Origin of the sequence: Epilithonimonas xixisoli (genome assembly GCF_004365655.1) — a bacterium.
Taxonomy (GTDB): domain Bacteria; phylum Bacteroidota; class Bacteroidia; order Flavobacteriales; family Weeksellaceae; genus Epilithonimonas; species Epilithonimonas xixisoli.
On sequence record NZ_SOEO01000002.1, the window covers coordinates 250,492 to 272,866 of the forward strand.

Annotated in this window: 23 protein-coding genes; 14 read left to right on the forward strand and 9 right to left on the reverse strand. The window is 36.1% G+C overall.

The features are described 5' to 3' along the window. The first annotated feature begins 93 nt into the window (after positions 1 to 93). The 3 genes from B0I22_RS08440 (at position 94) to B0I22_RS08450 (ending at position 3,814) form a co-directional block, all read left to right on the forward strand. Positions 94 to 2,250, forward strand: a complete 2,157-nt coding sequence (locus tag B0I22_RS08440; RefSeq protein ID WP_246022174.1) for an outer membrane beta-barrel protein — start codon at positions 94 to 96, stop codon at positions 2,248 to 2,250. Between the two features lie 222 nt (positions 2,251 to 2,472). Further along, positions 2,473 to 3,603, forward strand: coding sequence for an ATP-binding protein (locus B0I22_RS08445; RefSeq protein WP_133944223.1), 1,131 nt, complete (start codon positions 2,473 to 2,475; stop codon positions 3,601 to 3,603). A gap of 13 nt (positions 3,604 to 3,616) precedes the next feature. Then, positions 3,617 to 3,814, forward strand: a complete 198-nt coding sequence (locus tag B0I22_RS08450; protein ID WP_133944224.1) for a hypothetical protein — start codon at positions 3,617 to 3,619, stop codon at positions 3,812 to 3,814. 94 nt (positions 3,815 to 3,908) lie between these two features. Here the strand turns inward: B0I22_RS08450 and B0I22_RS08455 are convergent, their stop codons facing one another. After that, positions 3,909 to 4,592, reverse strand: a complete 684-nt coding sequence (locus B0I22_RS08455) for an RluA family pseudouridine synthase (protein WP_133944225.1) — start codon at positions 4,590 to 4,592, stop codon at positions 3,909 to 3,911. 137 nt (positions 4,593 to 4,729) lie between these two features. Between B0I22_RS08455 and B0I22_RS08460 the strand changes: the two genes are divergently transcribed. Then, positions 4,730 to 5,890 carry a hypothetical protein gene (locus tag B0I22_RS08460; protein WP_133944226.1) on the forward strand — a complete coding sequence of 387 codons (1,161 nt, stop codon included), beginning with the start codon at positions 4,730 to 4,732 and terminating at the stop codon, positions 5,888 to 5,890. An 8-nt stretch (positions 5,891 to 5,898) separates the two neighbouring features. Here B0I22_RS08460 and B0I22_RS08465 read toward each other — a convergent pair whose 3' ends face one another. The 4 genes from B0I22_RS08465 to B0I22_RS08480 all read right to left on the reverse strand — a co-directional run bounded on the left by B0I22_RS08465 (position 5,899) and on the right by B0I22_RS08480 (position 8,787). Further along, positions 5,899 to 6,225 (reverse strand): hypothetical protein, encoded by a 327-nt coding sequence (locus B0I22_RS08465; RefSeq protein WP_133944227.1) that lies wholly within the window; start codon positions 6,223 to 6,225, stop codon positions 5,899 to 5,901. Between the two features lie 9 nt (positions 6,226 to 6,234). Further along, positions 6,235 to 7,086, reverse strand: a complete 852-nt coding sequence (locus B0I22_RS08470; RefSeq protein WP_133944228.1) for a carboxylesterase family protein — start codon at positions 7,084 to 7,086, stop codon at positions 6,235 to 6,237. A 75-nt stretch (positions 7,087 to 7,161) separates the two neighbouring features. Continuing rightward, positions 7,162 to 7,977 (reverse strand): 3-methyl-2-oxobutanoate hydroxymethyltransferase, encoded by an 816-nt coding sequence (gene panB, locus B0I22_RS08475; RefSeq protein ID WP_133944229.1) that lies wholly within the window; start codon positions 7,975 to 7,977, stop codon positions 7,162 to 7,164. Between the two features lie 96 nt (positions 7,978 to 8,073). Further along, positions 8,074 to 8,787 carry a Crp/Fnr family transcriptional regulator gene (locus B0I22_RS08480; protein WP_133944230.1) on the reverse strand — a complete coding sequence of 238 codons (714 nt, stop codon included), beginning with the start codon at positions 8,785 to 8,787 and terminating at the stop codon, positions 8,074 to 8,076. Between the two features lie 95 nt (positions 8,788 to 8,882). Between B0I22_RS08480 and B0I22_RS08485 the strand changes: the two genes are divergently transcribed. The 9 genes from B0I22_RS08485 (at position 8,883) to B0I22_RS08525 (ending at position 18,564) form a co-directional block, all read left to right on the forward strand. Continuing rightward, on the forward strand, positions 8,883 to 11,261 hold the full coding sequence (locus B0I22_RS08485; protein WP_133944231.1) for a heavy metal translocating P-type ATPase: 2,379 nt from the start codon (positions 8,883 to 8,885) through the stop codon (positions 11,259 to 11,261). 111 nt (positions 11,262 to 11,372) lie between these two features. Further along, a complete protein-coding gene (ccoS, locus tag B0I22_RS08490; RefSeq protein ID WP_133944232.1) occupies positions 11,373 to 11,561 on the forward strand; it encodes a cbb3-type cytochrome oxidase assembly protein CcoS in 189 nt (62 codons plus the stop codon). 15 nt (positions 11,562 to 11,576) lie between these two features. Continuing rightward, positions 11,577 to 13,862, forward strand: a complete 2,286-nt coding sequence (gene ccoN, locus B0I22_RS08495) for a cytochrome-c oxidase, cbb3-type subunit I (RefSeq protein WP_133944233.1) — start codon at positions 11,577 to 11,579, stop codon at positions 13,860 to 13,862. Positions 13,863 to 13,873: 11 nt separating this feature from the next. Continuing rightward, complete coding sequence (locus B0I22_RS08500) at positions 13,874 to 14,068, forward strand: CcoQ/FixQ family Cbb3-type cytochrome c oxidase assembly chaperone (protein WP_133944234.1); 195 nt, start codon at positions 13,874 to 13,876, stop codon at positions 14,066 to 14,068. Between the two features lie 19 nt (positions 14,069 to 14,087). Further along, on the forward strand, positions 14,088 to 14,975 hold the full coding sequence (locus B0I22_RS08505) for a c-type cytochrome (protein ID WP_133944235.1): 888 nt from the start codon (positions 14,088 to 14,090) through the stop codon (positions 14,973 to 14,975). 116 nt (positions 14,976 to 15,091) lie between these two features. Beyond that, on the forward strand, positions 15,092 to 16,543 hold the full coding sequence (gene ccoG, locus B0I22_RS08510; protein ID WP_133944236.1) for a cytochrome c oxidase accessory protein CcoG: 1,452 nt from the start codon (positions 15,092 to 15,094) through the stop codon (positions 16,541 to 16,543). 9 nt (positions 16,544 to 16,552) lie between these two features. After that, entirely contained in the window at positions 16,553 to 17,002 is a 450-nt protein-coding gene (locus B0I22_RS08515; RefSeq protein ID WP_133944237.1) for a FixH family protein, read from the forward strand. Next, entirely contained in the window at positions 16,993 to 17,730 is a 738-nt protein-coding gene (locus tag B0I22_RS08520) for a sulfite exporter TauE/SafE family protein (RefSeq protein WP_133944238.1), read from the forward strand. Before B0I22_RS08515 ends, B0I22_RS08520 begins: the two co-directional genes overlap by 10 nt. 69 nt (positions 17,731 to 17,799) lie before the next feature. Further along, on the forward strand, positions 17,800 to 18,564 hold the full coding sequence (locus tag B0I22_RS08525) for a hypothetical protein (protein WP_133944239.1): 765 nt from the start codon (positions 17,800 to 17,802) through the stop codon (positions 18,562 to 18,564). Between the two features lie 32 nt (positions 18,565 to 18,596). On the opposite strand, the gene B0I22_RS08530 is transcribed toward B0I22_RS08525, so the two are convergent. The 4 genes from B0I22_RS08530 to B0I22_RS08545 form a co-directional block, all read right to left on the reverse strand. After that, positions 18,597 to 19,070 carry a DUF6702 family protein gene (locus B0I22_RS08530; protein WP_133944240.1) on the reverse strand — a complete coding sequence of 158 codons (474 nt, stop codon included), beginning with the start codon at positions 19,068 to 19,070 and terminating at the stop codon, positions 18,597 to 18,599. A 56-nt stretch (positions 19,071 to 19,126) separates the two neighbouring features. Further along, on the reverse strand, positions 19,127 to 19,834 hold the full coding sequence (locus B0I22_RS08535) for an LOG family protein (protein WP_133944241.1): 708 nt from the start codon (positions 19,832 to 19,834) through the stop codon (positions 19,127 to 19,129). Continuing rightward, on the reverse strand, positions 19,831 to 20,544 hold the full coding sequence (locus tag B0I22_RS08540) for a nucleotidyltransferase family protein (protein WP_133944242.1): 714 nt from the start codon (positions 20,542 to 20,544) through the stop codon (positions 19,831 to 19,833). Before B0I22_RS08540 ends, B0I22_RS08535 begins: the two co-directional genes overlap by 4 nt. 85 nt (positions 20,545 to 20,629) lie before the next feature. Beyond that, positions 20,630 to 21,061 (reverse strand): RapZ C-terminal domain-containing protein, encoded by a 432-nt coding sequence (locus tag B0I22_RS08545; RefSeq protein ID WP_133944243.1) that lies wholly within the window; start codon positions 21,059 to 21,061, stop codon positions 20,630 to 20,632. Positions 21,062 to 21,209: 148 nt separating this feature from the next. Here B0I22_RS08545 and B0I22_RS08550 point away from each other — a divergent pair, with 148 nt between their 5' ends. Further along, the gene (locus tag B0I22_RS08550) at positions 21,210 to 22,373 is read left to right on the forward strand and encodes an NTF2-like N-terminal transpeptidase domain-containing protein (protein WP_133944244.1); all 1,164 of its coding nucleotides are present in this window, start codon (positions 21,210 to 21,212) and stop codon (positions 22,371 to 22,373) included. Positions 22,374 to 22,375 lie beyond the last annotated feature (2 nt).

Consider the following 22,375-nt stretch of genomic DNA (forward strand, 5'->3'; position numbering starts at 1 on the left):
AAATACTATGTGTCTATGTGGTTAATAAAAAACTTCTAAAGGTAAATTTAAAAAGCTTCAATGTAACAAATATGTTTTTCAGTTGTCTAATAAATGACAAACGAAACTATGAAGTTAAAATCTATCATTCCAATCTCTGCGTTGTTTCTGAGTCAAATCTACTTTGCGCAGGAAACACCAAAAAAAGAAGAGCCTAAAGAAAAAGAAATCGAAGCAGTAACGATTACCAAAACTAAAAAAGCCGTTGAACAAAAAGCGGACAGAACCATCTACGATTTCTCCGAGCAACCACATCTTAATTCTGGCAACACGTTGGAAGGATTGCAAAAAATCCCAGGATTGGTAGTTTCCGAAATGGCAGGAATGATTTACCAAGGAAAAGCTTTGGACGTTTATATGGACGGAAGACCGTTGAACATCTACAGCACACAATTGACAGCTTATCTGGAAGGACTTCCTGCAAACAGCATCGAAAAAATTGAAATCATCACGCAACCGGGCGCAGAATTTCCTGCAACTTCGGGTGGCGCGATTATCAATATTATCACGAGTAGAAATGCTAAATCTTATCTATCGGCAACTTACGCCGGCGGTTATCGTTTCAGTAATTATGACCATTTCAGAAGTAAATTCAACAATAGTTTGACGCTTAACTCCAAAAACAAATGGTTTGGATGGCAATTGAACGTTGGGCAATCTTACAACGAGAGCGAGACAAAATCTACGATTGATGAAATCTCAAGATTATACAATGACAATGTCAATAGAAATCAATATTTGAGAAGTGCTTTCACGTTTGACATCGGGCAAGACAGATTGCTTTTGAATTACAATCTTTCCCTTGGATCTTCGGATCGTTATGTGGATGGCTATTCTTTGTACAACGGAACAGAATCTTTTGATAAAGACAAAATTGATCAAAGCAATACTAGAAATGAAGTAACTGCGACTTATCAGAAAAAATTTGCGGATAAAAACAAAAAGTTAGAGTTTAAAGGTTCTTATACTAGCTTCATTAATGATTTTGCGCAAGCAAGTCAAATTATAAAACCAGATCCAGATGCTTCGGAAAATGGTTCCAACCAAAATGTTTACAATTTCAGAATCGATTATGCACAACCGATTAACATTTTGGATGAAGGAAAAATCAGTCTCGGTGCTTTTTATGACCAAATTGAATTTTCAGCAGATCTTTTTGGGATAGAAAATTTGGATTACAAAAGCAAAACGACTGCATTCTATTCCGAAGCGAGTGCTACCAAAGGAAAAATGGATTTCGTCTTGGGACTTCGTGGAGAATATTATAATATTAATGGAATCAGTTTAAACAGAAAAAATGGAATGTACGATGATTTAAGACCATTTGAAAAATTCAAAGTGTTTCCAAATGCGAGCATTCAGTACAACATTATTCCGAAAATTGCTTTCTTTAATGTCAATTACAACAAGAAAATTGCTTTACCAAATGTTGCTAATCTAAATCCAAACAACACAAGATACGGAAACGACAATATTGATTTCTCAGGAAACCCAAATCTTCAGCCAACAATTTTTGATAATTTCGAAGTTAAATTGAGTGCTTTGAATTATGCTTTCATCGGCTATAATTTCACGAATGCGAAAAATCAAGTGGTACAAATTGTGAAAAGAGAAGGCGATGATATTTTGCAAACAAGCGATAATCTTGATCGTATGAAAACGCATAATTTCAATATTGGATTTCCGATTCCTTTGGCGATTTTCAACACACCGTTCAAAGACATTATGAAAATGGATATGAATCCAGACCAGGTGAGTTTTATCTTCCTTTATGGATCTTATCAACTACAACAAATTGATCAGATCATCAATCCGAAAGGCTATTGGACTTACAATGTTTCTGGACAATTTATTTTGCCTTATAAAGTGAAGTTCAATGCCAATTATACTTATTTGACCAAAGGAAACGAGTTCTTTTTCTATCCGAACAAATCATTTTACAACACACTGAATTTGTCTCTGTCAAGGAAATTCAATCACGAAAGAATGACGGTAACTTTGTTTGCGAATGACGTTTTCAATACCAACGAAACGAATCTTAGAACCACCAATGCCCTTCCAAGTGTGAACATCCGAAACAAAAATGACACAAAAACTTTTGGACTTTCTTTCACTTACAAGATCCCGACAAAAAATAAGTTGGCGAAAGAAACACCTAACTTGCTAAATCAGGAGAAGAAAGAAGATTCTGGATCAGTGCAACAGTTATAATTAGCATTTGTTTTGCCTGCCCCAACCCTAAAGGGAACAAAAATCAATTAAAAATTTAATCTCTCAATCTCAATTGGGAGATTTTTTGTGTTTTAAAATTGAAAAATTAATAGTAAATTTTCGATTCCATTCGAAGAATTCATATTAAAATTTGGAATAAATTCGAAAAATTTGTATTAAATTTGCGAATAGAATCGAAGAATTCATATTAAATTTTGGATTATGGTAGAAAGATTGCTTCAAAAAAATATAGAAAAACGCTTGAAAGATGAGAAAGCGATCATCCTTTTCGGACCAAGACAAGTCGGGAAAAGTACTTTGATGGAATTGATGGAAAACCGATTCGAAAAACCCATCGCAAACTGGAACGGTGACCAAAGTGACATTAGAAATATTCTGGAAAACCCAACTTCTGATTTCCTGAAAACCTTGATTGGCAATTCGAAAACTTTAATTATTGATGAAGCGCAGAGAATTGAAAATATTGGAATCATCATTAAACTAATTACCGACCAAATCAAAAATGTAAAAGTGATTGCAACTGGTTCGTCGTCTTTCGATTTAGCCAATAAAATAAACGAACCTTTGACCGGCAGAAAATGGGAATATCAATTGTTTCCGCTTTCGTTTGAAGAAATGTCGAATCAAAATGGTTTTTTGGAAGAGCGAAGATTGCTGGAACATCGTATGGTTTTCGGTTATTATCCAGAAATCGTGAACAATCCAGGCGACGAAATCGAACGTTTGAAAAACCTGAGCGAAAGTTATTTGTACAAAGATGTTTTGCAATGGGAAAATATTCAGAAGCCGGAAAAGTTGGAAAAATTACTCACTGCGCTTGCTTTGCAAATGGGAAATGAAGTTTCGTACAACGAGCTTTCGCAGTTGGTTGGGATCGATAATTTGACGGTTGAAAAGTACATCAGGCTTTTGGAACAATCTTTTATTATTTTTCGATTGGATGGTTTTAACCGAAATTTGAGAAACGAAATCAAAAAAGGAAAGAAAATCTATTTCTATGATAATGGTATTCGGAATGCGATTTTGAATAATTTCAATCCGTTGAATCTTCGCGATGATGTGGGAAAACTTTGGGAAAATTTTTTGATTTCCGAAAGAATAAAAACCAATTCCTATCATTTGAAAAATTTCAAAACCTATTTTTGGAGAACGCACGCACAGCAGGAAATCGATTTTTTGGAAGAAGCCGACGGAAAAATATCCGCCTACGAATTCAAATGGAACGAAAGAAAAAAAGCAAAAATCCCGAAGAATTTTTCAGAAACTTACAATCCCGAAATTGAGAAAATCATTACGAAAGATAATTTCCACGAGTTTGTGATTAATCGATAGTCATTTTGTTAAAATGAAAAAGCTTCTCAAATTATTCGTTCTATCAATTTTAATGAATTGTCAATCTCAAAAAAATATTGACGATATTGAACTTATTGGAACTTGGCAATTAATTGAAATCAACCGTACTTTGGTTGATGAAAATTTTGATTCAGAAATTAAAGATAGTAAACGGACAATCACTTTTTTTGCTGATAGTAATGTAATATAAACGTAAAGCCTCTACTTGAAATTAAAAATGGATTATTAATCATCAATTATTTGACTGGAGAAGGTGCTTCTGCAATATTCAAAAAAATTAAAAACTAATCTTCACACGCCTTCCAAATCGCATCATTTTGCGGAACCGGCGCAACAATTTCTACTTTTTCTTTGGTTACAGGATGTTCAAATTCCAATTTTCTGGCGTGTAGGGAAATTCCACCATCTGGATTGGAACGTGGTGCGCCGTATTTTAAATCACCTTTTATTGGAACGCCGATTTTTGACAATTGCGCTCGGATTTGATGATGACGACCCGTTTCCAAATCGATTTCCAACAATTGATAATTATCCAAAATTTTGATGACTTGATAATTCAGAATCGATTCTTTCGCTTTGTCGGTTGGTTTTATGAAAACTGTTGCTTTGTTTGTTTTCTCATTTTTTTGAAGATAATGAATCAATCTTTGAGACTTCGGAATCATTTCTTTGCCCACAATCGCCCAATACGTTTTTTTGATTTCGCGGTTTTTCACCATCACCGTCAATCGTGTCAAAGCTTTGGAAGTTTTGGCGTAAATCACCAAGCCAGAAGTTGGTCTATCAATCCTATGAACCAAACCGAGGAAAACATTTCCAGGTTTTTCGTCTCTTTTTTTGATGAAATCTTTGATGAGTTCCAGCAAAGACAAGTCGCCGGTTTTGTCACCCTGAACGAGTTGTCCGGCTTTTTTGTTGATGACAAGAAGATGATTGTCTTCGTAAATGATTTGAGATTCTAAATTCACAGTTGCAAATTTACTTTTTTTCTGATTAAGATAAGTTTGGACTCGATGAAATCCTTCTTTTAAGTCGTCAAATTCTTCCGTAAAATAACAGTTATAAATATTATTTTCTGTATTTTTAAAATTATAAAACTATATCTATGAATCTTAACAAAACTTTTGCTTTATTTTTTCTCTTATTTTCAATCCTTACATTTTCTCAGAAAAAAATCAGCTTGGTTGATTTTGAAACCAAAAAACCAATCCCACAGGCAAGAGTAGTTTACAACAATGAAATTTCTTATACCAATGACGACGGACTTGTCACCATTCCCAATGACATTACCAGCATTCAAATTTCTTCTCCGGAATATGGCGACAACAAATACAATGTAAAAGATAAAATCGAGCTAAAACTTCTTTACAAAGAAATAGAAGAAGTTGTGATAAGACCGATAGATGCAAAAAAAATCATCGCTTCTGTCTTGAGAGAATACGATAAAAATTACGAAACAAAAACGTCCATCTTCAATGGAACTTTGAAGTCCAAATCTGATGTTGACAACGAGCTCAACAGAATTCTCGTGATGGATTTGGATCTCTGGACGCTCAACAACAAGTTTGATTATCGAAAAGATATTGATGAGTTTATGCAAATCAATCTTCGAAACAAGAAATTTGACAAGAACAGAAAGGACGACAAATCCTATATTTTCAATGTGAAAAACAGCACAGACGAATCAAAATACATCAAAAGTTTTCTGCAAAGATTTTTCCTCTATAATCAATTGTTAATCTTAGATTTTCACACGAAAGGCTTTAAAATAAATGGTAAAATCATCTATGAAAACAACGATGTTCTCACCATAGATTTCAAATCTGATGAGATTCCGAACGATGTGTCAATTTTTGAAGGCACAATGCAGTACAACAAAAAAGAAAACACAATCATCTACCTGAAATGCAAACAGTTGCAGAAAAACACAATGTCCAATTACACCAATTACTTGGAACAAGAAATCATAACTGAAACCAGCACGTTTACAGTAACTTATGATATGTATAAAAAAGGCAAAAAGTATATTCCTGCCAAAATCATAATGGAATCCGATGCCAATTTTACGATTGCAGACAAAACCTACGCCGGAACCAATTACAGAGAATTCATTTACAGAACCCACAATTTTGCTGATAAAAAAGGACTTTCTAACAAAATAGACCTCAGTAAGTCAATCACAGATGCCATTACGGATAATACCGTGAAGGAAACGAAAACCCTGCTATCAAGCGAAGAGCAGAAGTTTATAGATAATGATTATTAATTATTTCATTAAGCTCTCGGCGCGCTCTGTCTGTTGAAAACAGAAACGATAACACCCGTGAAAAGTCCAATGGTTTTGATTCTTGCGAACTCAGAATCAAAGGGAAGACACGCGCCAATAATGCATAATCCCGATGCGACATACATCAGATAAACAAACTTTTTGTTGAGGAAAGATTGCGCCTGAAAGATGAAACTCAAACCAATGAGAATGTAAAAAAATCGGTGATAAAGCAATTCTGTAATCTCAGGAGAAAATACATCGAACCAACCTACGGCAATGCAAATCAGTGCTAGAATAGAGAGAACGCCTTGTATTGTTTGAGAATTTTTCATTTTTTAAATTTAATTTTTAGTTTGCTTAAAAAGCCATTTTGGAATCTCATCCACCAACTCGGCGGAGAGAATATTGTTGTGATATCTATCTTTATACTCCCAAAGAAAAACGTTCCCTTTGGTTTTCATTTCTTCGAAAAACTTGAAATTGCTTTGAGGAAAATTGTCCGTATCCAGACTTCCGTGGACAATCCAGATTGGCATTTTCAGAAGTTCATCCATTTTATCAAATTGTGAAATTCCAGAAATGTTGATTGCGCCGGCAAATAAATCTGGTCTTTTGGAAATCGCGTTCGATGTCGTTGCGCCTCCCATCGAAAATCCCATTACATAGATTCTGCTCGGGTCGATGTTTTCTTTGGTGATTAATGAGTCAATGGACTTCAAAACCAAATCTAAGTATTCGTTGGACTGAGAAACTTTCACATTTCTGCTTTCATCCAGATGATAATTGGACGAACGAATTGGAAATTGAGGTGACAAAACGTAAGCCTGAAATTTCTCCCGATTTTTTGGAAGCAACCACATTTTGGACAAAACGCCCATTTGAGAAGTATTGTTTGTACCAATCGCTCCCGAACCGTGGAAGACCAATATTAAAGGATATTTTTTGGTTTGATTTAAGTTTTTTGGTTTAAGCAATCGATAATTCACAGCTACTTTTCCGTCATCAAATTTCCCAGCTTTGAAATCAGAATAATCCAAATTTTTGATTTCCTTAATTCTCGCTAGCGATTTCAATGAATCTTTCTTGTCGAATATTTCTGTTCTTGTCCCAGATTTTGTTTGATGACAAACACAGGAAACAATTGACAATATTAAGATTAAAAACGAAAAAAACTTAACTGATTTCTGAATCATTTCTAATGGATTTATAATTAAAACCCTTTCAGAGTTTGGAACTCTGAAAGGGTTAAATATATTTTATTTTTCAAATTAATAACTTTCCTTATCATTCGGAAAATCAGCACTTTTCACATCTTTTACGTACTGCGAGACTGCGCCAGTAATTTCGGAGTACAAATCTAAATATCGTCTTAAAAACTTAGGAGAAAAACCTTGGTTCATCCCAACCATATCGTGGTAAACCAAAACTTGTCCGTCACAATCTTGTCCAGCTCCAATTCCAATCGTCGGAATCGAAATACTTTCCGAAGCTTTTTTGGCAAGTGATGCCGGAATTTTTTCTAAAACAACAGCAAAACATCCAAGTTCTTCTAATAATTTGCAATCAGAAATTAATTTTTCAGCTTCTGCATCTTCTTTTGCTCTTACTTTATAAGTCCCAAATTGATAAATACTTTGAGGCGTCAAACCAAGATGTCCACAAACGGGAATTCCCGCATTCACAATTTTTCTAATCGATTCTTCAATCTCTTTTCCACCTTCGATTTTAATAGCGTGCGCACCACCTTCTTTCATCATTCTTACCGCAGATTCCAAAGCTTTTTCAGGATTACTTTGATAAGTTCCAAAAGGTAAATCTGCAACAACCAAAGCTCTTTCCACACCACGAACAACGCATTGTGTGTGGTAAATCATTTGGTCAAGCGTAATTGGCAAAGTTGTTTCGAAGCCAGCCATCACGTTAGCCGCAGAATCGCCGATTAAGATAGAATCTACGCCGCCAGCATCCACCATTTTCGCCGTTGTAAAATCGTAAGCCGTCAGCATTGTAATTTTCTCCTTATCGAATTTCATTTTTCGCAAGGTTTCAGTCGTGATTTTTTTTATTTCTGAATGTACAGACATGATTATGGATGATAAATTATAGTTGATAAATGATTGAAAATAAGAATGATAAATATACGATGAATTGAAAATCAATTATCATTTATCTATTATCACTTATATAACCACGTGACCCAATTTAATGAGTTTTTCTCTGTTTAGGATTTTGATATTTCTGCCTTCTACCGCAATCAAATCATCTTGTTTGAATTCGGAGATTAATCTAATCGCACTTTCTGTTGCAGTTCCAATAAGATTGGCAATTTCTTCTCTCGTCAAAGAGATTTTGATGAAACCTTCTGGGTCTGTTCCTAGTTTTTGTTCTAATAAAATTAAGATTTCAGCCAATCTTTCTCTCACCGTTTTTTGTGCAAGGAAAGTAACAGTGTTTGCAGATTCGCCCAATTCGTAAGCAATTTTCTGTAGCATCGCATAGGATAATTTGGGATCTATTTCCAATAGTTTTAGGAAAACGTCAGATGGCAGAAAATGAACCTTCATTGGCGTCATCGCTTCTGCTTTTGCTTGGAAGTTTTCGCCACAAAGCAAAGAACGGTAACCTATCAAATCATTTTCTTTGCAGAATCTAAGAATTTGATCTTTACCATAAACACCTGATTTGGAAAGTTTAGCAGTTCCTTTTTCGATGAAATAAACTCCTTTCGGCGAATCTCCATCTTCGAAAACGACATCGCCTTTTGAGAATTCTAGAATTTTGAGTGCATTGTTGTAAACTTCAAAATCTTCCGGTTTTAGACTTTCGCGCAAAGATTCTGTGTTAAATGCTTTTGAGAAATTTTCCTCGATAACCAATTGTTGTTCAAGAGACATACCTATGACATTTGTCAGCAAAAATAAGCTTTTTTAACACTACATACCAATATTTTTGGCGTAATTTTGCAATCCAAATATCTGAGTATTTTTTAATGGCAGAACAATGCTTTCACTGCGGTCAGAAAATCGATAAAGAGAGACTTCTTTTCGACGAGAAAATCTTTTGCTGCAACGGCTGTCAATCGGTTTACGAAATTCTGAATTTTCACAATCTTGACAATTTTTACAACATCAACAAAAGTTCCGGAATCCGGCCGAACAACGAAAACAACGCTCAGTTCGATTATCTGGACACGCCTGAAATCTTCGCCAAAGTCGTCGATTTTTCTGAAGGCGGAACGACGCTTGTGACTTTTAAAATCCCCGTAATCCATTGTTCTTCTTGTATTTGGCTTTTAGAAAGTCTTAATACCATTAATAAAAAAATCAAGTATTCTCAAGTAAACTTCACTCAAAAAACACTTCAAATTTCATTCAAAGAAGAAGAAATCAAACTGAGTGAAGTGGCAAAATTCCTGACCAATCTAGGTTACAAACCCATTATCAATCTGGAAACTGCGGAAAAGAAAGATAACAAGCTTGACAGGAGTCTTCTTACAAAATTGGCAGTTGCTGGTTTTGCCTTTGGAAACGGGATGTTTCTGAGTTTCCCAGAATATATTTCCGGGAACGATGTTTGGTTTCATTCTTACAAACATTTGTTCCGATACATAATGTTTCTACTTGGAACCGTGATTGTACTTTACTCAGCTTCAGATTATTACAAATCAGCTTGGTACGGATTGAAGAATAAAATCATCAACATCGATGTTCCAATTGTTTTAGGAATTTTCGTACTTTACGGAAGAAGTGTTTACGAAGTTGTAACAGATTATGGTCCAGGCTATTTCGATACACTTTGTGGATTGTTATTCTTTATGTTATTAGGAAAAACTTTTCAAAAAAGAACCTACAACACGCTTTCCTACGACAGAGATTACAAATCTTTCTATCCAATCGCTGTAACCAAAGTTGATTTCAACGGAAAACAGGAAAATATTTTACTCTCTGACTTGGCGGTTGGCGACAGGATAATGGTGAGAAATCAGGAAATCATTCCGGTAGATTCAATTTTAATCAAAGGTGAAGGAAATATTGACAACAGCTTCATCACTGGAGAATCTGCGCATATTTCCAAAAAACCGGGCGATAAGATTTTCGCAGGTGGGAAACAGACCGGTTCTATTTTGGAACTTGAAGTCATCAAAAGCGTTGACCAAAGTTACCTGACGCAACTTTGGAACAAAGAAGCGTTCAAAAAATTCGAAACCGGGCTGGATACAATTACCAATAAAATCAGTAAATACTTTACATTCATCATTTTAGGGATTACTTTGATTGCAGGAATCTATTGGGCGAGGATTGATATGGAGAAAATGTTTCAGGTGGTTTCCGCAATTTTGATTGTGGCTTGCCCTTGCGCATTGGCATTATCTGCACCATTCACTTTCGGACACATTATGAGAATCTTGGGTCGGAACAAATTCTATGTAAAAGATACTTTGACCATAGAAAGACTGGCGAAAGTTGACACTTTGGTCTTCGACAAAACCGGAACGATTACCGAAAACAAAAAGACGAATATCACTTTCATTGGAAACGAAATCCAGGAATTTGATTTGAGAAACATCAAGTCTTTGCTAAAAAATTCTAATCATCCGCTTTCAAAATCGCTTTATGATTATTTTGAAATGAATGATGATTATTTTGAAATTGAAGATTTTCAGGAGATTTCCGGAAAAGGTTATGAGGCGAAAGTAAGAGGAATTACTTATAAAATTGGTTCGGCTAGTTTTACGAATCAAGAATCTCAGAATCTGGAAACCGCTGTTTACATCAGCAAAAATGAAGAATTTCTTGGGAAATATATTTTCAAGAATGAATATCGAAATAATCTGGCTCAACTTTTCCAAAACTTAAAAAATTACGGAATCAATATTTTGAGTGGAGACAATTCTTCTGAGAAACCTATTTTGGAAAAACTCATCCCGTCGATTTCTGAAATGAAATTCAATCAAAATCCTGAAAACAAATTAGATTTCATAAAAAAACTCCAAGACGAAGGCAGGAAAGTAGCGATGCTAGGCGACGGATTGAACGATGCGGGCGCCCTAAAACAGAGCAATGTAGGAATCGCAATTGCAGACGACAGCAACTCCTTCACGCCATCATCTGACGTGATTATGAATGGTGAAAAAATCCCGGAACTCGACAAATTCCTAAAGCTCTCCAAAGATGCCATCACGATTGTAAAAATCACATTTATAATCAGTTTATGTTACAATGTCGTAGGTGTCGGATTTGCAGTTTCTGGAAAGATGCATCCACTTTTTGCGGCTATTTTTATGCCTGTAAGTTCAGTAACCGTTGTTACCTTTACCACTCTTTCGACTTGGCTCAGAAGTTCCAAATATTTTAAGTTTAATATGTAGGAATCGCTTATTTAGAGCCATTATAAATTATCCGTATTTAGCCCATTCTGACCAAAGTCAGTAATTTTAACTAAATTTGGCAACTCTTTTTACCTTAAATTTGTAGCAGATATGGAGATTCTCTACTTAATGATAATCTGCAGCGTTTCTTTAGCTGTCATTTTTCTAATAATTTTTATTATTGGAGCTAGAAAAGGTCAGTTTGAGGACGATGAGTCACCCGCTGTTCGGATTTTGTTCGAAGACGAGGTGAAGACGGAAAAGGAGACAGAAACTCCCGAAAAAAACGATAAAGAATAATTGCTATTTGTAGATATGGAAACACAAAAGTTTAGTTATGACAACGGTATTGTTCGCGCATTTTTGATCGCGACAGTTGTTTTCGGTATTGTAGGTTTTTTATTAGGACTTACGGCCGCGTTGTTGTTATTTTATCCTGAATTACCAGAATTTTTCTTAGGAACAGATGACCCTACCATCAAAACATTGCAAAGCGATGGGATGCAAGGACTTATCAATTCCCAAGGTGCTTTCGGATTCGGACGTATTAGAATGCTTCACACGAGTGCGGTAATTTTCGCATTTGTCGGAAACTCTATGTTCTCAGGAATTTATTACTCTATGCAGAGATTGCTAAAAACAAGAATGTGGAGCGACACATTATCTTGGATCCACTTCTGGGGATGGCAATTGATGATCGTATCGGTAGTGATTACTTTCTTTATGGGAATCAATACTTCTAAAGAATACGCTGAGCACGAGTGGCCAATTGATATTTTGATCACCGTGGTATGGGTAATATTCGGTATCAATATGTTTGGAACCATTGCTACAAGAAGAGTAAGACATTTGTATGTGGCTATCTGGTTCTATTTGGGAACTTGGGTTGCTGTTGCAATGCTACATATTTTCAATAACTTAGAAGTTCCATTGTCTTTCACAGGCTGGAAATCCTATTCCGCATATTCTGGAGTAAAAGATGCTTTGGTACAATGGTGGTATGGACATAATGCAGTGGCATTCTTCTTAACAACGCCTGTTTTGGGATTGATGTATTACTTCGTTCCGAAAGCGGCAGACAGACCTGTTTTCTCATACAAATTATCAATTATTCACTTTTGGTCTTTGATTTTTGTTTATATCTGGGCAGGACCTCACCACTTGCAATACACTGCACTTCCCGCTTGGGCACAGGCAGTAGGAACAGGTTTCTCTATTATGCTTATCGCTCCATCTTGGGGAGGAATGCTAAACGGTCTATTGACTTTGAGAGGAGCTTGGGATAAAGTAAGAGAGAATCCAGTTCTTAAATTCTTTGTTGTCGCTGTAACTTGTTATGGTATGGCAACTTTTGAAGGACCGCTTTTGGCTACTAAGACTGTAAACAAAGTTGGACACTTTACCGACTGGGTAATTGGTCACGTTCACCTTGGTGCACTTGGATGGAACGGATTTATGGCATTTGGTGTTATCTATTTCTTGGTTCCAATACTTTGGAGAACAAAATTATGGTCTGTAAAATTGGCTAACTGGCATTTCTGGTTGGGAACTTTCGGGATTATTTTCTATGCTGTTCCATTGTATATCGCTGGATTTACGCAAGGTTTGATGTGGAAAGAATTCAATCCAGATGGAACTTTGGTTTACAAAAACTGGTTGGATACCGTTACAGCTATTCTTCCTCACTACAAACTTAGATTTGTAGGTGGATTATTATATTTCTCAGGTGCTATTTTAATGGTTGTTAACTTGGTTGCAACAGCTAGAAAAGGATCTTTCCAAAAAGAAGTACCGGCAGAAGTTCCAGCATTGGCAAAAATTAATAAAGGAAGAAAAGAAGGTGAAACTTTCCACTTGTGGTTAGAAAGAACGCCATTATACTTAGGAATTCTATCCTTCGTTGCAGTTGCAATTGGTGGATCATTGGAAATCCTTCCTACAATCTTTGTAAAAGATAACGTTCCTACAATCTCTGCAGTGAAACCATATTCACCATTAGAATTGGAAGGTAGAGATATTTACATCAGAGAAGGTTGTAATGCTTGTCACTCACAGATGATTCGTCCTTTCCGTGATGAAGTTGTAAGATTCAACGGAAAAAATGGACAATATTCCAAAGCGGGAGAATTCATCTATGACAGACCATTCCTTTGGGGATCTAAGAGAACGGGACCAGATTTGCATAGAGAAGGAGGCGCTAGACCAGACTCTTGGCACTTCAAACATATGTACAACCCGAGATCGACATCTGCAGGTTCCATCATGCCAAGATATCCTTGGTTGATAGAAAATACGCTGGACAGAAGCAAAACTCAAGCAAAACTGGAATTGATGAAAAACACTTTCGATGTTCCATACACCAAATCTCAGATTGATTCTATGGATTCTTGGATGAACAATCAGGCCAACGCTATTGTAAAAAATGTGTTTGCAGAAGCTGATGATGTTAAAAAATCATTCGAAGAGTCTAAAGCTAACAAAGCAAAAGCTGGCGAGGAATTTGTACCGCTTGAGAAGAGAGAAATCGTAGCTTTGATATCTTACCTGCAAAGACTGGGAACGGACATCAAAACAACAGAAGTAAAAACAGCTAGTAATTAAACTTAAATAAAATGATTCCGCAAAGTTTCAAAGACATCGTCTCCAATGTGGAAAATGCAGGTTTGCTTCAAACCATTGCAATGATCATCTTCATTTTGTTTTTTCTAATCGTAATATATGTGGTTCTCAACAGACCAAAAAAATATTACAGCGAAGAAGAAAATGCACCTTTGGAAAAAGATGAAGACGACAAATGGACTTTGTAATTAAAAAAAATAATTAATCATGAAAAGAAGAACCCCTGCTTATATTAATATTTTAATCGTTTTAGGATTATTACTTGTAGTGTTCTACATGTTTTCTCAATCGTCGGATTTTCTGACATCTAAATTCTTCATTGGAACAGCTTTGATTAGTATCATTGTGGTATTTATCCAGACTGCGATTGGAGATTTGATAGAAAATGAGAAATTCAAAAAACTGACTGACACAGAAAAAGCAACATATGTGGCTGAGAAAAAAGTACCTTACTTCCAATATCTTTGGAACGGTGCTTTCAAAAGCCAATCTGAAAAAGAAGAAAAAGACATCCTTATCGACCATGGTTTCGATGGCATTATGGAGCTAGACAATCAGCTTCCAAAATGGTGGTTGGGATTGTTCTACTTTGGTGTTGCATATTGCGTACTTTATATCTCTTCTTATTTCTTGACAGATTTCGCACATCCAATCAAAGAATATGATCAGGAGTATAAAGAGCAAATTGCTTCTGTAGAAGAGTACATGAAAACTGTACCTCAGGCGACGATAGAAACAGCAAAATTTTCTGAAGACAACGTAGAAGAAGGTAGAGTAATTTTCGAAACCAACTGTGTAACTTGTCACGCGGCAGAAGGAAAAGGAGGAATTGGTCCTAACTTGACAGACAACTTCTGGATCAACCAGCCGGAGAAAACTTTGTTCAAAACTATTTTCTATATGGTAGAAAATGGTAGTACAAACAATCCAACAATGCAGGCTTGGGGTAAAAATGGCGTTCTTACTGGTAATGATATCGAAAAAGTTGCGGCTTACGTTTATCACATCAATCAGGAGAAAGCTCCTATCACTCAGGCTCAAGGTGGCGCTGCTCCTCAGGGAACACAGCCGAACTGGGAGAAAGCTGCTGAATAAAATCATATAAAAGAGATTGTCGCAAGATATCGTTCTAATAGGAATGGTATTTGAAATTGAATAATGTAAATGTTGTTCATTTTCAGGACAATCTCTTTTTTTATCCAAACATTATTATGAGTACTACAGAAAAAAAATACAACGAAGCAGAAAGCTGGGTGGTAGAAGCTGAAACATTCAGAGACTCTGTGGGAACAATGGATAATACCGGGAAGAGAAAATGGGTATTTCCAAGAAAGCCAAAAGGAAAGTACACCAATTACAGAGTCTTGGTAAGCGTCCTTTTATTAGCAATCTATTTCGTCATTCCCTTTCTCAAATTTCACGGAAATCCGCTCCTTTTATTCAACATTATAGAGCGTCAATTCTTTATTTTTGGACAGCCTTTTTATCCTCAGGATTTCATTATTCTGGCATTGGGCGCTATTGTTACTTTAATATTCATTATTATTTTCACCGTTGTTTTTGGAAGAATTTTTTGTGGATGGATTTGTCCTCAAACGATTTTCCTAGAAATGATATTCCGTAAAATAGAATATGCCATAGAAGGTGACAGAAACAAGCAGATGAGGCTGGATAATCAAGCCTGGGATACGGAAAAAATCTGGAAACGATCTCTGAAATGGAGCATTTTCATTTTGATTTCTGTCATCATTACGCACATTATGTTTATGTACATTGTGGGTTATGAGGAAGTTTTCAGCATTATGAAAGAAGGTCCTTTTGCGAAACCGACCAATTTCCTAGTGATGATACTTTTCACAGCGGCATTTTATTTTGTATTCGCTTGGTTCAGAGAGCAAGTTTGTACAATGGTTTGTCCTTACGGAAGACTACAAGGCGTGCTGATAGACAAAGAAACTATCAATGTTTTCTACGATTACAAAAGAGGCGAAAATCGTTCGAAATGGAAAAAAGGCGAAAACAGAAGAGCTGAGGGAAAAGGAGATTGTATCGACTGTAAGCAATGCGTTGTCGTTTGTCCTACAGGAATAGACATCCGAGATGGACTTCAAATGGAATGTGTGAATTGCACAGCTTGTATCGATGCGTGCGACGAGGTAATGGTAAAAGTTGGACTTCCACCAGGACTAATCCGCTATGCGTCCGAAAAAGAAATCGAAGAACAAGAGAATTTCAAATTCTCTGGTAAAATGAAGCTCTACTCTGTCATCTTGCTAGCATTGATTGCTTTCTTAGGTGGATTGCTTTACAACCGAGGCGATATGGAAGCTAAATTCCTAAAACCTCCGGGATCCACATTCTTTGTAAGAGATGGAAAAATTACCAATACTTACAGCTATACCTTCTTGAATAAATCCAATGACAACAGAACGGTAATTATTAAAATCATAGAACCGAAGAATGGGGAGATTTCTTCCAGTACTTCCAACAAAATCGTTCTGAAAAGAGATGCGATGATAAAAGGAACTATCAATGTGAGTTTCCCGGAAAGCCAGATTAAGCTTTCAAAACAAAACCTGAAGTTAGGCGTTTATGACATGAATGGTGAACTTCTGGATGAATATGAAACTTATTTTGAAGGGCCATTCAAATTTCAATTTTAATAAAAAGAGATGAAGAAACTAAATTGGGGACACGGATTGATGATTGCATTGGGATGTTTTATCCTTTTCATCTTATTTCTGATTTTGGTCTTTCCTATTGGGAAACAAAATGCAGATATGATTTCCGATAATTATTACGAAGAGGAGCTGAAATACCAAGACGTTATAGATGCTAAAGAAAATGCAGCTCAGCTGAAAGAAGTCCCAGCTTACAAAGCTACTGCAGAAGGTATGGAAATCACTTTCCCAGAATCTATAAAAGTGGATGACAACAAGGTAGAATTTATTTTGTTCCGAACAGAAGATTCTAACCTCGATATCAAAAAAGAATTGAATCTGGAGAATCACAAGTTTGTCATTCCAAAAAAAGTAGTTTCCCTCGGTTCCTATACTTTAAAACTAAAATGGACAGAGAATAAGAAACCATATCAGGTGGATTATGACATCTTATGGAAATAGCACTCGTCATATCGGCTATTGGTTTGGGATTCGCATCCGGATTTCATTGCATCGGTATGTGTGGTCCAATTGCCCTATCTATGGGACTTACGAAAAATCAAAAAACCAATTTCTACCTTCAGAATATTACTTATCAGTTGGGTAGAATTTTGACCTATTCGTTTCTGGGTGGCATTTTGGGAATCATTGGGCAAAGTTTTGAGTTGGCAGGTTTTCAAAAATACTTGACGGTTTCTGTCGGGATTTTGTTAATCATAATGGCCGTTTTCTCTTTTGGTGGGAAAGATTTTGCTTCCAAAATTCCAATGGTTTCAAAAGCATTGCTGCGTGTAAAAATGCAACTTGGAAAGATCCTCCAACGTCCCGATTACAAATCGCGTTTTGCTACCGGAATTCTAAATGGATTCTTACCCTGCGGCATGGTTTATATGGCTTTGACAGCTTCCTTGGCAGCAGGCGGAATTTGGCAAAGTTCGCTCTTTATGCTGATCTTCGGCTTGGGAACTTTTCCGTTTATGTTTGCCGTTGTTTACCTGGGAAATTTCATCACCACAGCTTTTCGGGTGAAAATACTAAAAGTCATTCCAGTGATGATGATTTTGTTGGGCGGATTATTCGTTCTCCGAGGTTTAGAGTTGGGGATTCCGTATGTTTCTCCTCAATCCGAATCTTTGCAAGTTCAGCATTCTAAAGATGGTTTCCATATGGATCACACCAACTGTCATTAATTTTAAATTTAATTTTTTTTCGTTTCTTTGAAATCATCACGTATTTTTGATCTCAATAAAATTATTAAAATGAAAAAACCGCTACTCTTCTGGAAATCGATTTTAGGAATTTTCGGATTTCTTCTGCTCCAATCTTGTTCTATAAATACAACCAATCATTACCACTCCGACAAAAAAATTAGTTTTGCAACGGATATTGATATGAGAGAAGCGATGGAAATGATGAAATCCTTTATGCCCGATTCTTTGAGCCAAGGTTCGGATTTTATGAAATCTGACAAATATCCGCGCGACTGGAAAAACCTCTACGAAATCCAAAAAGAAGAAGGTAAAGTTAGTACCAATCCAGATTCTATCAAAATTCTAAAAAAACTGTTTTTCAAAGGGAATTTTACGGAAGACAATTTCAAAGGTTTTTCTGTGAAATCTGATCCGCTGACAAGGGAAGAACTTGCATCTGTAGGAACATTGATGGGCAAAGAAAGTTCTATGATGCACAATTCTGCCTTCGAAGACTGGAACGGTAATATTCTGAAAATTGATATGAAAAAACTACAACTTTCTTCTGATGAGCTCAAAGGGATTTTCAAAACCGGCGACAAAGAAAAAGCAGAAGATGAGGAAGGAATGGAGCAATTTCTAAGTATGATGGAAATGCGAATTAATAATAAATTGGTTTTCGATAAGAAAATAAAATCTGTAAAAGGTAAGCACGACTGGATAAAACAGTTGGACAACAAAACAATGGAAGTGAATCTCGACTTAAAAGAAATGACGAATAAAGATCACAAATTTACCAATCAAGATGCGTTCATCATTATAGAAACAGAATAAAAAAAAATCGGTCATTGACCGATTTTTTTGTTTTAGTAAGAAACCTCTGAAGTCTCTTTTCCTTTCTGGAAATTGAGCGTTTTCAAAGTTCCTTTGTACGTAATATTCACAATATTGACTTGTTTAGGAAACTGTCCGATCAAAATGCTGTTCTTGATTTTGAGACTGGAAATATCGGAAACATTTCCAGCTTCGTAATAAACCCAAACAGATTCGCCGTTCACTTGACTTCCGGTAAAAGTCAAAGATTTTGGAGCACCGTTGATGGCAACATCCATATTATTGTTCACATATTTTTTCACTTCTGCTTCAAAACCCGCAGTTGCAGGATCTATTTTCACAGCTTGAGAAATGTGAGTGGTATTCAGTTTTGTAGTGAATTTCAAAGTTTTGGTTCCATCGATGTAATCCACTTTGGTCATTGATGAAAAGAAATCAAAGTCCTTGAAACTAAAAAAACTTATCATCAAAAGTCCCGCTGCAAGTATTAATAAATATTTTTTCATTTTTGATATGTTTAATAACTTTAATTATAGAATTTAGTCAAAATATATGCCACGCATTAGAAATTGACGCTCACAGAATATTTGTCGTAGAATGCTTTGATATGCTCTACCGCATCTTCCGCTGTATCTACCACTCGGAAAAGCTCAAGGTCTTTCTCGGCAATCAAACCTTCTTTCAGCAATGTTCCTTTGAACCAATCCAAAAGTCCGCTCCAGAATTCGCTTCCTACCAAAACGATTGGAAACTTCCCTATTTTGTTGGTTTGTATTAATGTCAATGCTTCGGAAAGCTCATCCAAAGTTCCAAATCCGCCAGGCATTACGACAAAACCTTGCGAATATTTAACAAACATTACTTTTCTAACGAAGAAATAATCAAAATTGATATTATAACCTTTGTCAACATAAGGATTAAAGTGTTGCTCGAAAGGCAATTCGATGTTCAGTCCTATGGATTTTCCGTTGCCTTGTGCGCCTCGGTTTCCAGCTTCCATTATTCCAGGTCCACCGCCAGTAATCACGCCAAACCCAAGTTCTGTGATTTTCTGAGCAATGTCCGAAGCCATTTTGTAATAATAATGATCTTCCTTCAGCCTTGCCGAACCGAAGATGGAAACACAAGGACCAATCTTCGCCATTTTTTCGTAACCGTCAACAAATTCCGACATCACGCGGAAAACCATCCAGCTGTCTTTCGTGATTGTCTCGTCCCAGGTTTTTTGTCTTAGACTTTCCTGCAGTCTTTTATCGTCGTCTTCTATCATTTGAATATTCTTTCTGCTTCTACAATAGATTCTGGTCTGCCAACATCCACCAAACTGGCAGTATGCTGATAACCGATAATAATATCTTCTTTCATCAATTCCATATATTCATCCATTATGGAGAATGAGCCGGTTCTTGTAAACTTATCGAAAATCTCAGAATTCACACAGTGGATGCCACTAAACGCCAATTCTCTCAATTTGAAAATCCCTCCAACAACTTTCTTTTTGTTTGTCGTGAGATTTCTCCAGCCTTTCAAAAACATCTTGTCATTGAACATCAGTTTTCTAGAGCTTTCTCTGTCAGAAACTGCCAATGTAATCATCGCACCTTTCAACTCGTGGAGTTTTACAAAATTAGTGATATTAAGGTCTGTCAAAATATCGACATTCATTATAAGAAATGATTTCTCGTTTTCAAGAAATTTTCTTGCGAAAAGCAAACCGCCGCCCGTTTCCAAAAGTTCTTCGTGTTCGTTAGAAATTTCGATATTGGCGCCAAAGTTATCATTCTCAGCTAAAAAAGCAAGAATTTGTCCTCCAAAATGATGGATATTAATCACGAAATCATTGATTCCGTAACCTTGCAGATATTTGATATTTCTTTCCAGTAGCGGAATTCCGTTGACTTTTGCCAAAGCTTTCGGATGTTCGTCGGTAAACGGCTTGAGGCGCGTTCCCTTTCCTGCAGCAAATAATAATGCTTTCATATTTATAAGTGATAAATGATAATTGATGAATGATTAATTCACTCATCAATTTTAAAATAATGATTTTTAAGCTAACAGCAAAAAATTAGTTGCTAGAAGCCGATGTCAAATTAAGTTGTAATTGTTCATCGTGATGAATGCTCACGTTTGCTTCAGGATAATTTTCTTTGATGAATTGAGCCGTTTTAATCGCTGAATAAACCGAACGATGTTGTCCGCCAGTGCAACCAAAGTTGATTTGCAGATTTTCAAAACCACGACTCAAATAGTTTTCTATGCTGATGGACAAAAGGGATTTAATAGAATTGAAGAATTTGGGAAATTCGGTTTTGTTTTCCAAGAATTCCTGAACGCCGATGTCGTTACCTGTTTGGATTTTATATTCCTCAATTCTTCCAGGATTTAAAATTCCACGACAATCGAAGACAAATCCGCCTCCGTTTTCAGTATTATCTTTTGGGATTCCACCTTTTTTATAAGAAAAACTATGAATCTCTATATTGAGTTTGCTCTGCATCAAAATTAAATTTTCCGTAAAGTTACTTTTTTTAATTTTCTTTGAAAAATCTGAGTATTCTGAATTTAAAATTTAATTTTGCATATTAATTGATTGAAGGCTTATCAACTCAATCATTTTTATTATTTTTAAAAATAAATCACACAAAATGAAATTTATAAAATACTGTCTTTTAATAAGTTTATTGATTTTCACCATCAGTTGCAAAAAATCTAAAGTGGATGGAAGCAACAGAATGAGTTTTCAAGAAAGCATCAACGATATGGCTTCCAGCTTGCCGACCTTGCAACAAGTCAAATTCAATGAAGCGCTTTACATTCTTAAAACTTTTGGTGTAGAAGCTGAGGGTGATATTGCTGAGATTACTGCGCTCGGAAAATTACTGGATGGCAAAAAAACACCGGAAATCCTAGCTTTGGCAGATGAAGTAGCAAAGAAAAACGGAATCGCTTGGAGTAGCACAGCGCCACCAAGTTTAGGTGAAATGAACATTTTTGGAGATGCTGTGGCATCAGAAAAAGATCCAAATGACATTGACGCAGCTGGACTAAACATTGTCGTTCGTAATATTGCGGGCGATAGCTTGACAGGTTCCAAAGGATTAATCATCATTCCTCAATTGATGGACAACAATGGAAACAAAGTTGCTTTTGATGGCGCTGCATTGGAAACAGTAATGGAAATCTCCAGCGGTGGAAACAAAATATCGACTTCTAAAAACCTAATGCAAGATCCTGCTTTCCGAGGTTTCACAATCAAATATTCATCTCTTCCGAAAGAAAAAATCTTCGAAGAAAAAATTGACATCAAACTAACTGTAAAAACTAGCAAGAAACTTTTGCAGATGATCAAAATGGGCATTCCTGTAAACGGAAAAGCACTTTACACGCCACCTGCGGCTGTGGTTGTAGATTCTCTGCAGGTTCCGGAGCCAATGGTTGATCCTCAAACTGGTGAAACTATTGCACCTCCTGCTCCACCAAAACCTACAACGGCCGACCCGAAAAATACAGTGACAAAATTCCTGAACAATTTGTCTTCTCAAAATTTCAAAGCGGCTTTTGATGCTTCAGAAAATCCAAATTGGGGATCTTATGACAAATTCTCAAATCCTAATTCTGGTTTTGGTTCTGTTAAGAATATCAGTGTAAAAAATATTTCGGTTCCTTATAACAAAGACAACTCAGCGAATGTCAACGTCACTTACGACGTGACCGACAAAAATGGAAAAACGACTTCCCTCAACGTAACTTACGGACTGAAATCTGTGAACAACAACTGGAAGATCACAACATACAAAATCAACAATTAAAA

Coding starts and splice junctions, on each gene's coding strand:
- B0I22_RS08465 (WP_133944227.1), bottom strand. CDS start 6,225: ATGAAAAATTCTCAAACAATACAAGGCGTTCTCTCTATTCTAGCACTG.
- ccoN (WP_133944233.1), top strand. CDS start 11,577: ATGGAAACACAAAAGTTTAGTTATGACAACGGTATTGTTCGCGCATTT.
- B0I22_RS08515 (WP_133944237.1), top strand. CDS start 16,553: ATGAAGAAACTAAATTGGGGACACGGATTGATGATTGCATTGGGATGT.
- ccoG (WP_133944236.1), top strand. CDS start 15,092: ATGAGTACTACAGAAAAAAAATACAACGAAGCAGAAAGCTGGGTGGTA.
- B0I22_RS08530 (WP_133944240.1), bottom strand. CDS start 19,070: ATGAAAAAATATTTATTAATACTTGCAGCGGGACTTTTGATGATAAGT.
- panB (WP_133944229.1), bottom strand. CDS start 7,977: ATGTCTGTACATTCAGAAATAAAAAAAATCACGACTGAAACCTTGCGA.
- B0I22_RS08540 (WP_133944242.1), bottom strand. CDS start 20,544: ATGAAAGCATTATTATTTGCTGCAGGAAAGGGAACGCGCCTCAAGCCG.
- B0I22_RS08500 (WP_133944234.1), top strand. CDS start 13,874: ATGATTCCGCAAAGTTTCAAAGACATCGTCTCCAATGTGGAAAATGCA.
- B0I22_RS08505 (WP_133944235.1), top strand. CDS start 14,088: ATGAAAAGAAGAACCCCTGCTTATATTAATATTTTAATCGTTTTAGGA.
- B0I22_RS08485 (WP_133944231.1), top strand. CDS start 8,883: ATGGCAGAACAATGCTTTCACTGCGGTCAGAAAATCGATAAAGAGAGA.
- B0I22_RS08535 (WP_133944241.1), bottom strand. CDS start 19,834: ATGATAGAAGACGACGATAAAAGACTGCAGGAAAGTCTAAGACAAAAA.
- B0I22_RS08440 (WP_246022174.1), top strand. CDS start 94: ATGACAAACGAAACTATGAAGTTAAAATCTATCATTCCAATCTCTGCG.
- B0I22_RS08470 (WP_133944228.1), bottom strand. CDS start 7,086: ATGATTCAGAAATCAGTTAAGTTTTTTTCGTTTTTAATCTTAATATTG.
- B0I22_RS08545 (WP_133944243.1), bottom strand. CDS start 21,061: ATGCAGAGCAAACTCAATATAGAGATTCATAGTTTTTCTTATAAAAAA.
- B0I22_RS08445 (WP_133944223.1), top strand. CDS start 2,473: ATGGTAGAAAGATTGCTTCAAAAAAATATAGAAAAACGCTTGAAAGAT.
- B0I22_RS08450 (WP_133944224.1), top strand. CDS start 3,617: ATGAAAAAGCTTCTCAAATTATTCGTTCTATCAATTTTAATGAATTGT.
- B0I22_RS08480 (WP_133944230.1), bottom strand. CDS start 8,787: ATGTCTCTTGAACAACAATTGGTTATCGAGGAAAATTTCTCAAAAGCA.
- B0I22_RS08520 (WP_133944238.1), top strand. CDS start 16,993: ATGGAAATAGCACTCGTCATATCGGCTATTGGTTTGGGATTCGCATCC.
- ccoS (WP_133944232.1), top strand. CDS start 11,373: ATGGAGATTCTCTACTTAATGATAATCTGCAGCGTTTCTTTAGCTGTC.
- B0I22_RS08460 (WP_133944226.1), top strand. CDS start 4,730: ATGAATCTTAACAAAACTTTTGCTTTATTTTTTCTCTTATTTTCAATC.
- B0I22_RS08550 (WP_133944244.1), top strand. CDS start 21,210: ATGAAATTTATAAAATACTGTCTTTTAATAAGTTTATTGATTTTCACC.
- B0I22_RS08525 (WP_133944239.1), top strand. CDS start 17,800: ATGAAAAAACCGCTACTCTTCTGGAAATCGATTTTAGGAATTTTCGGA.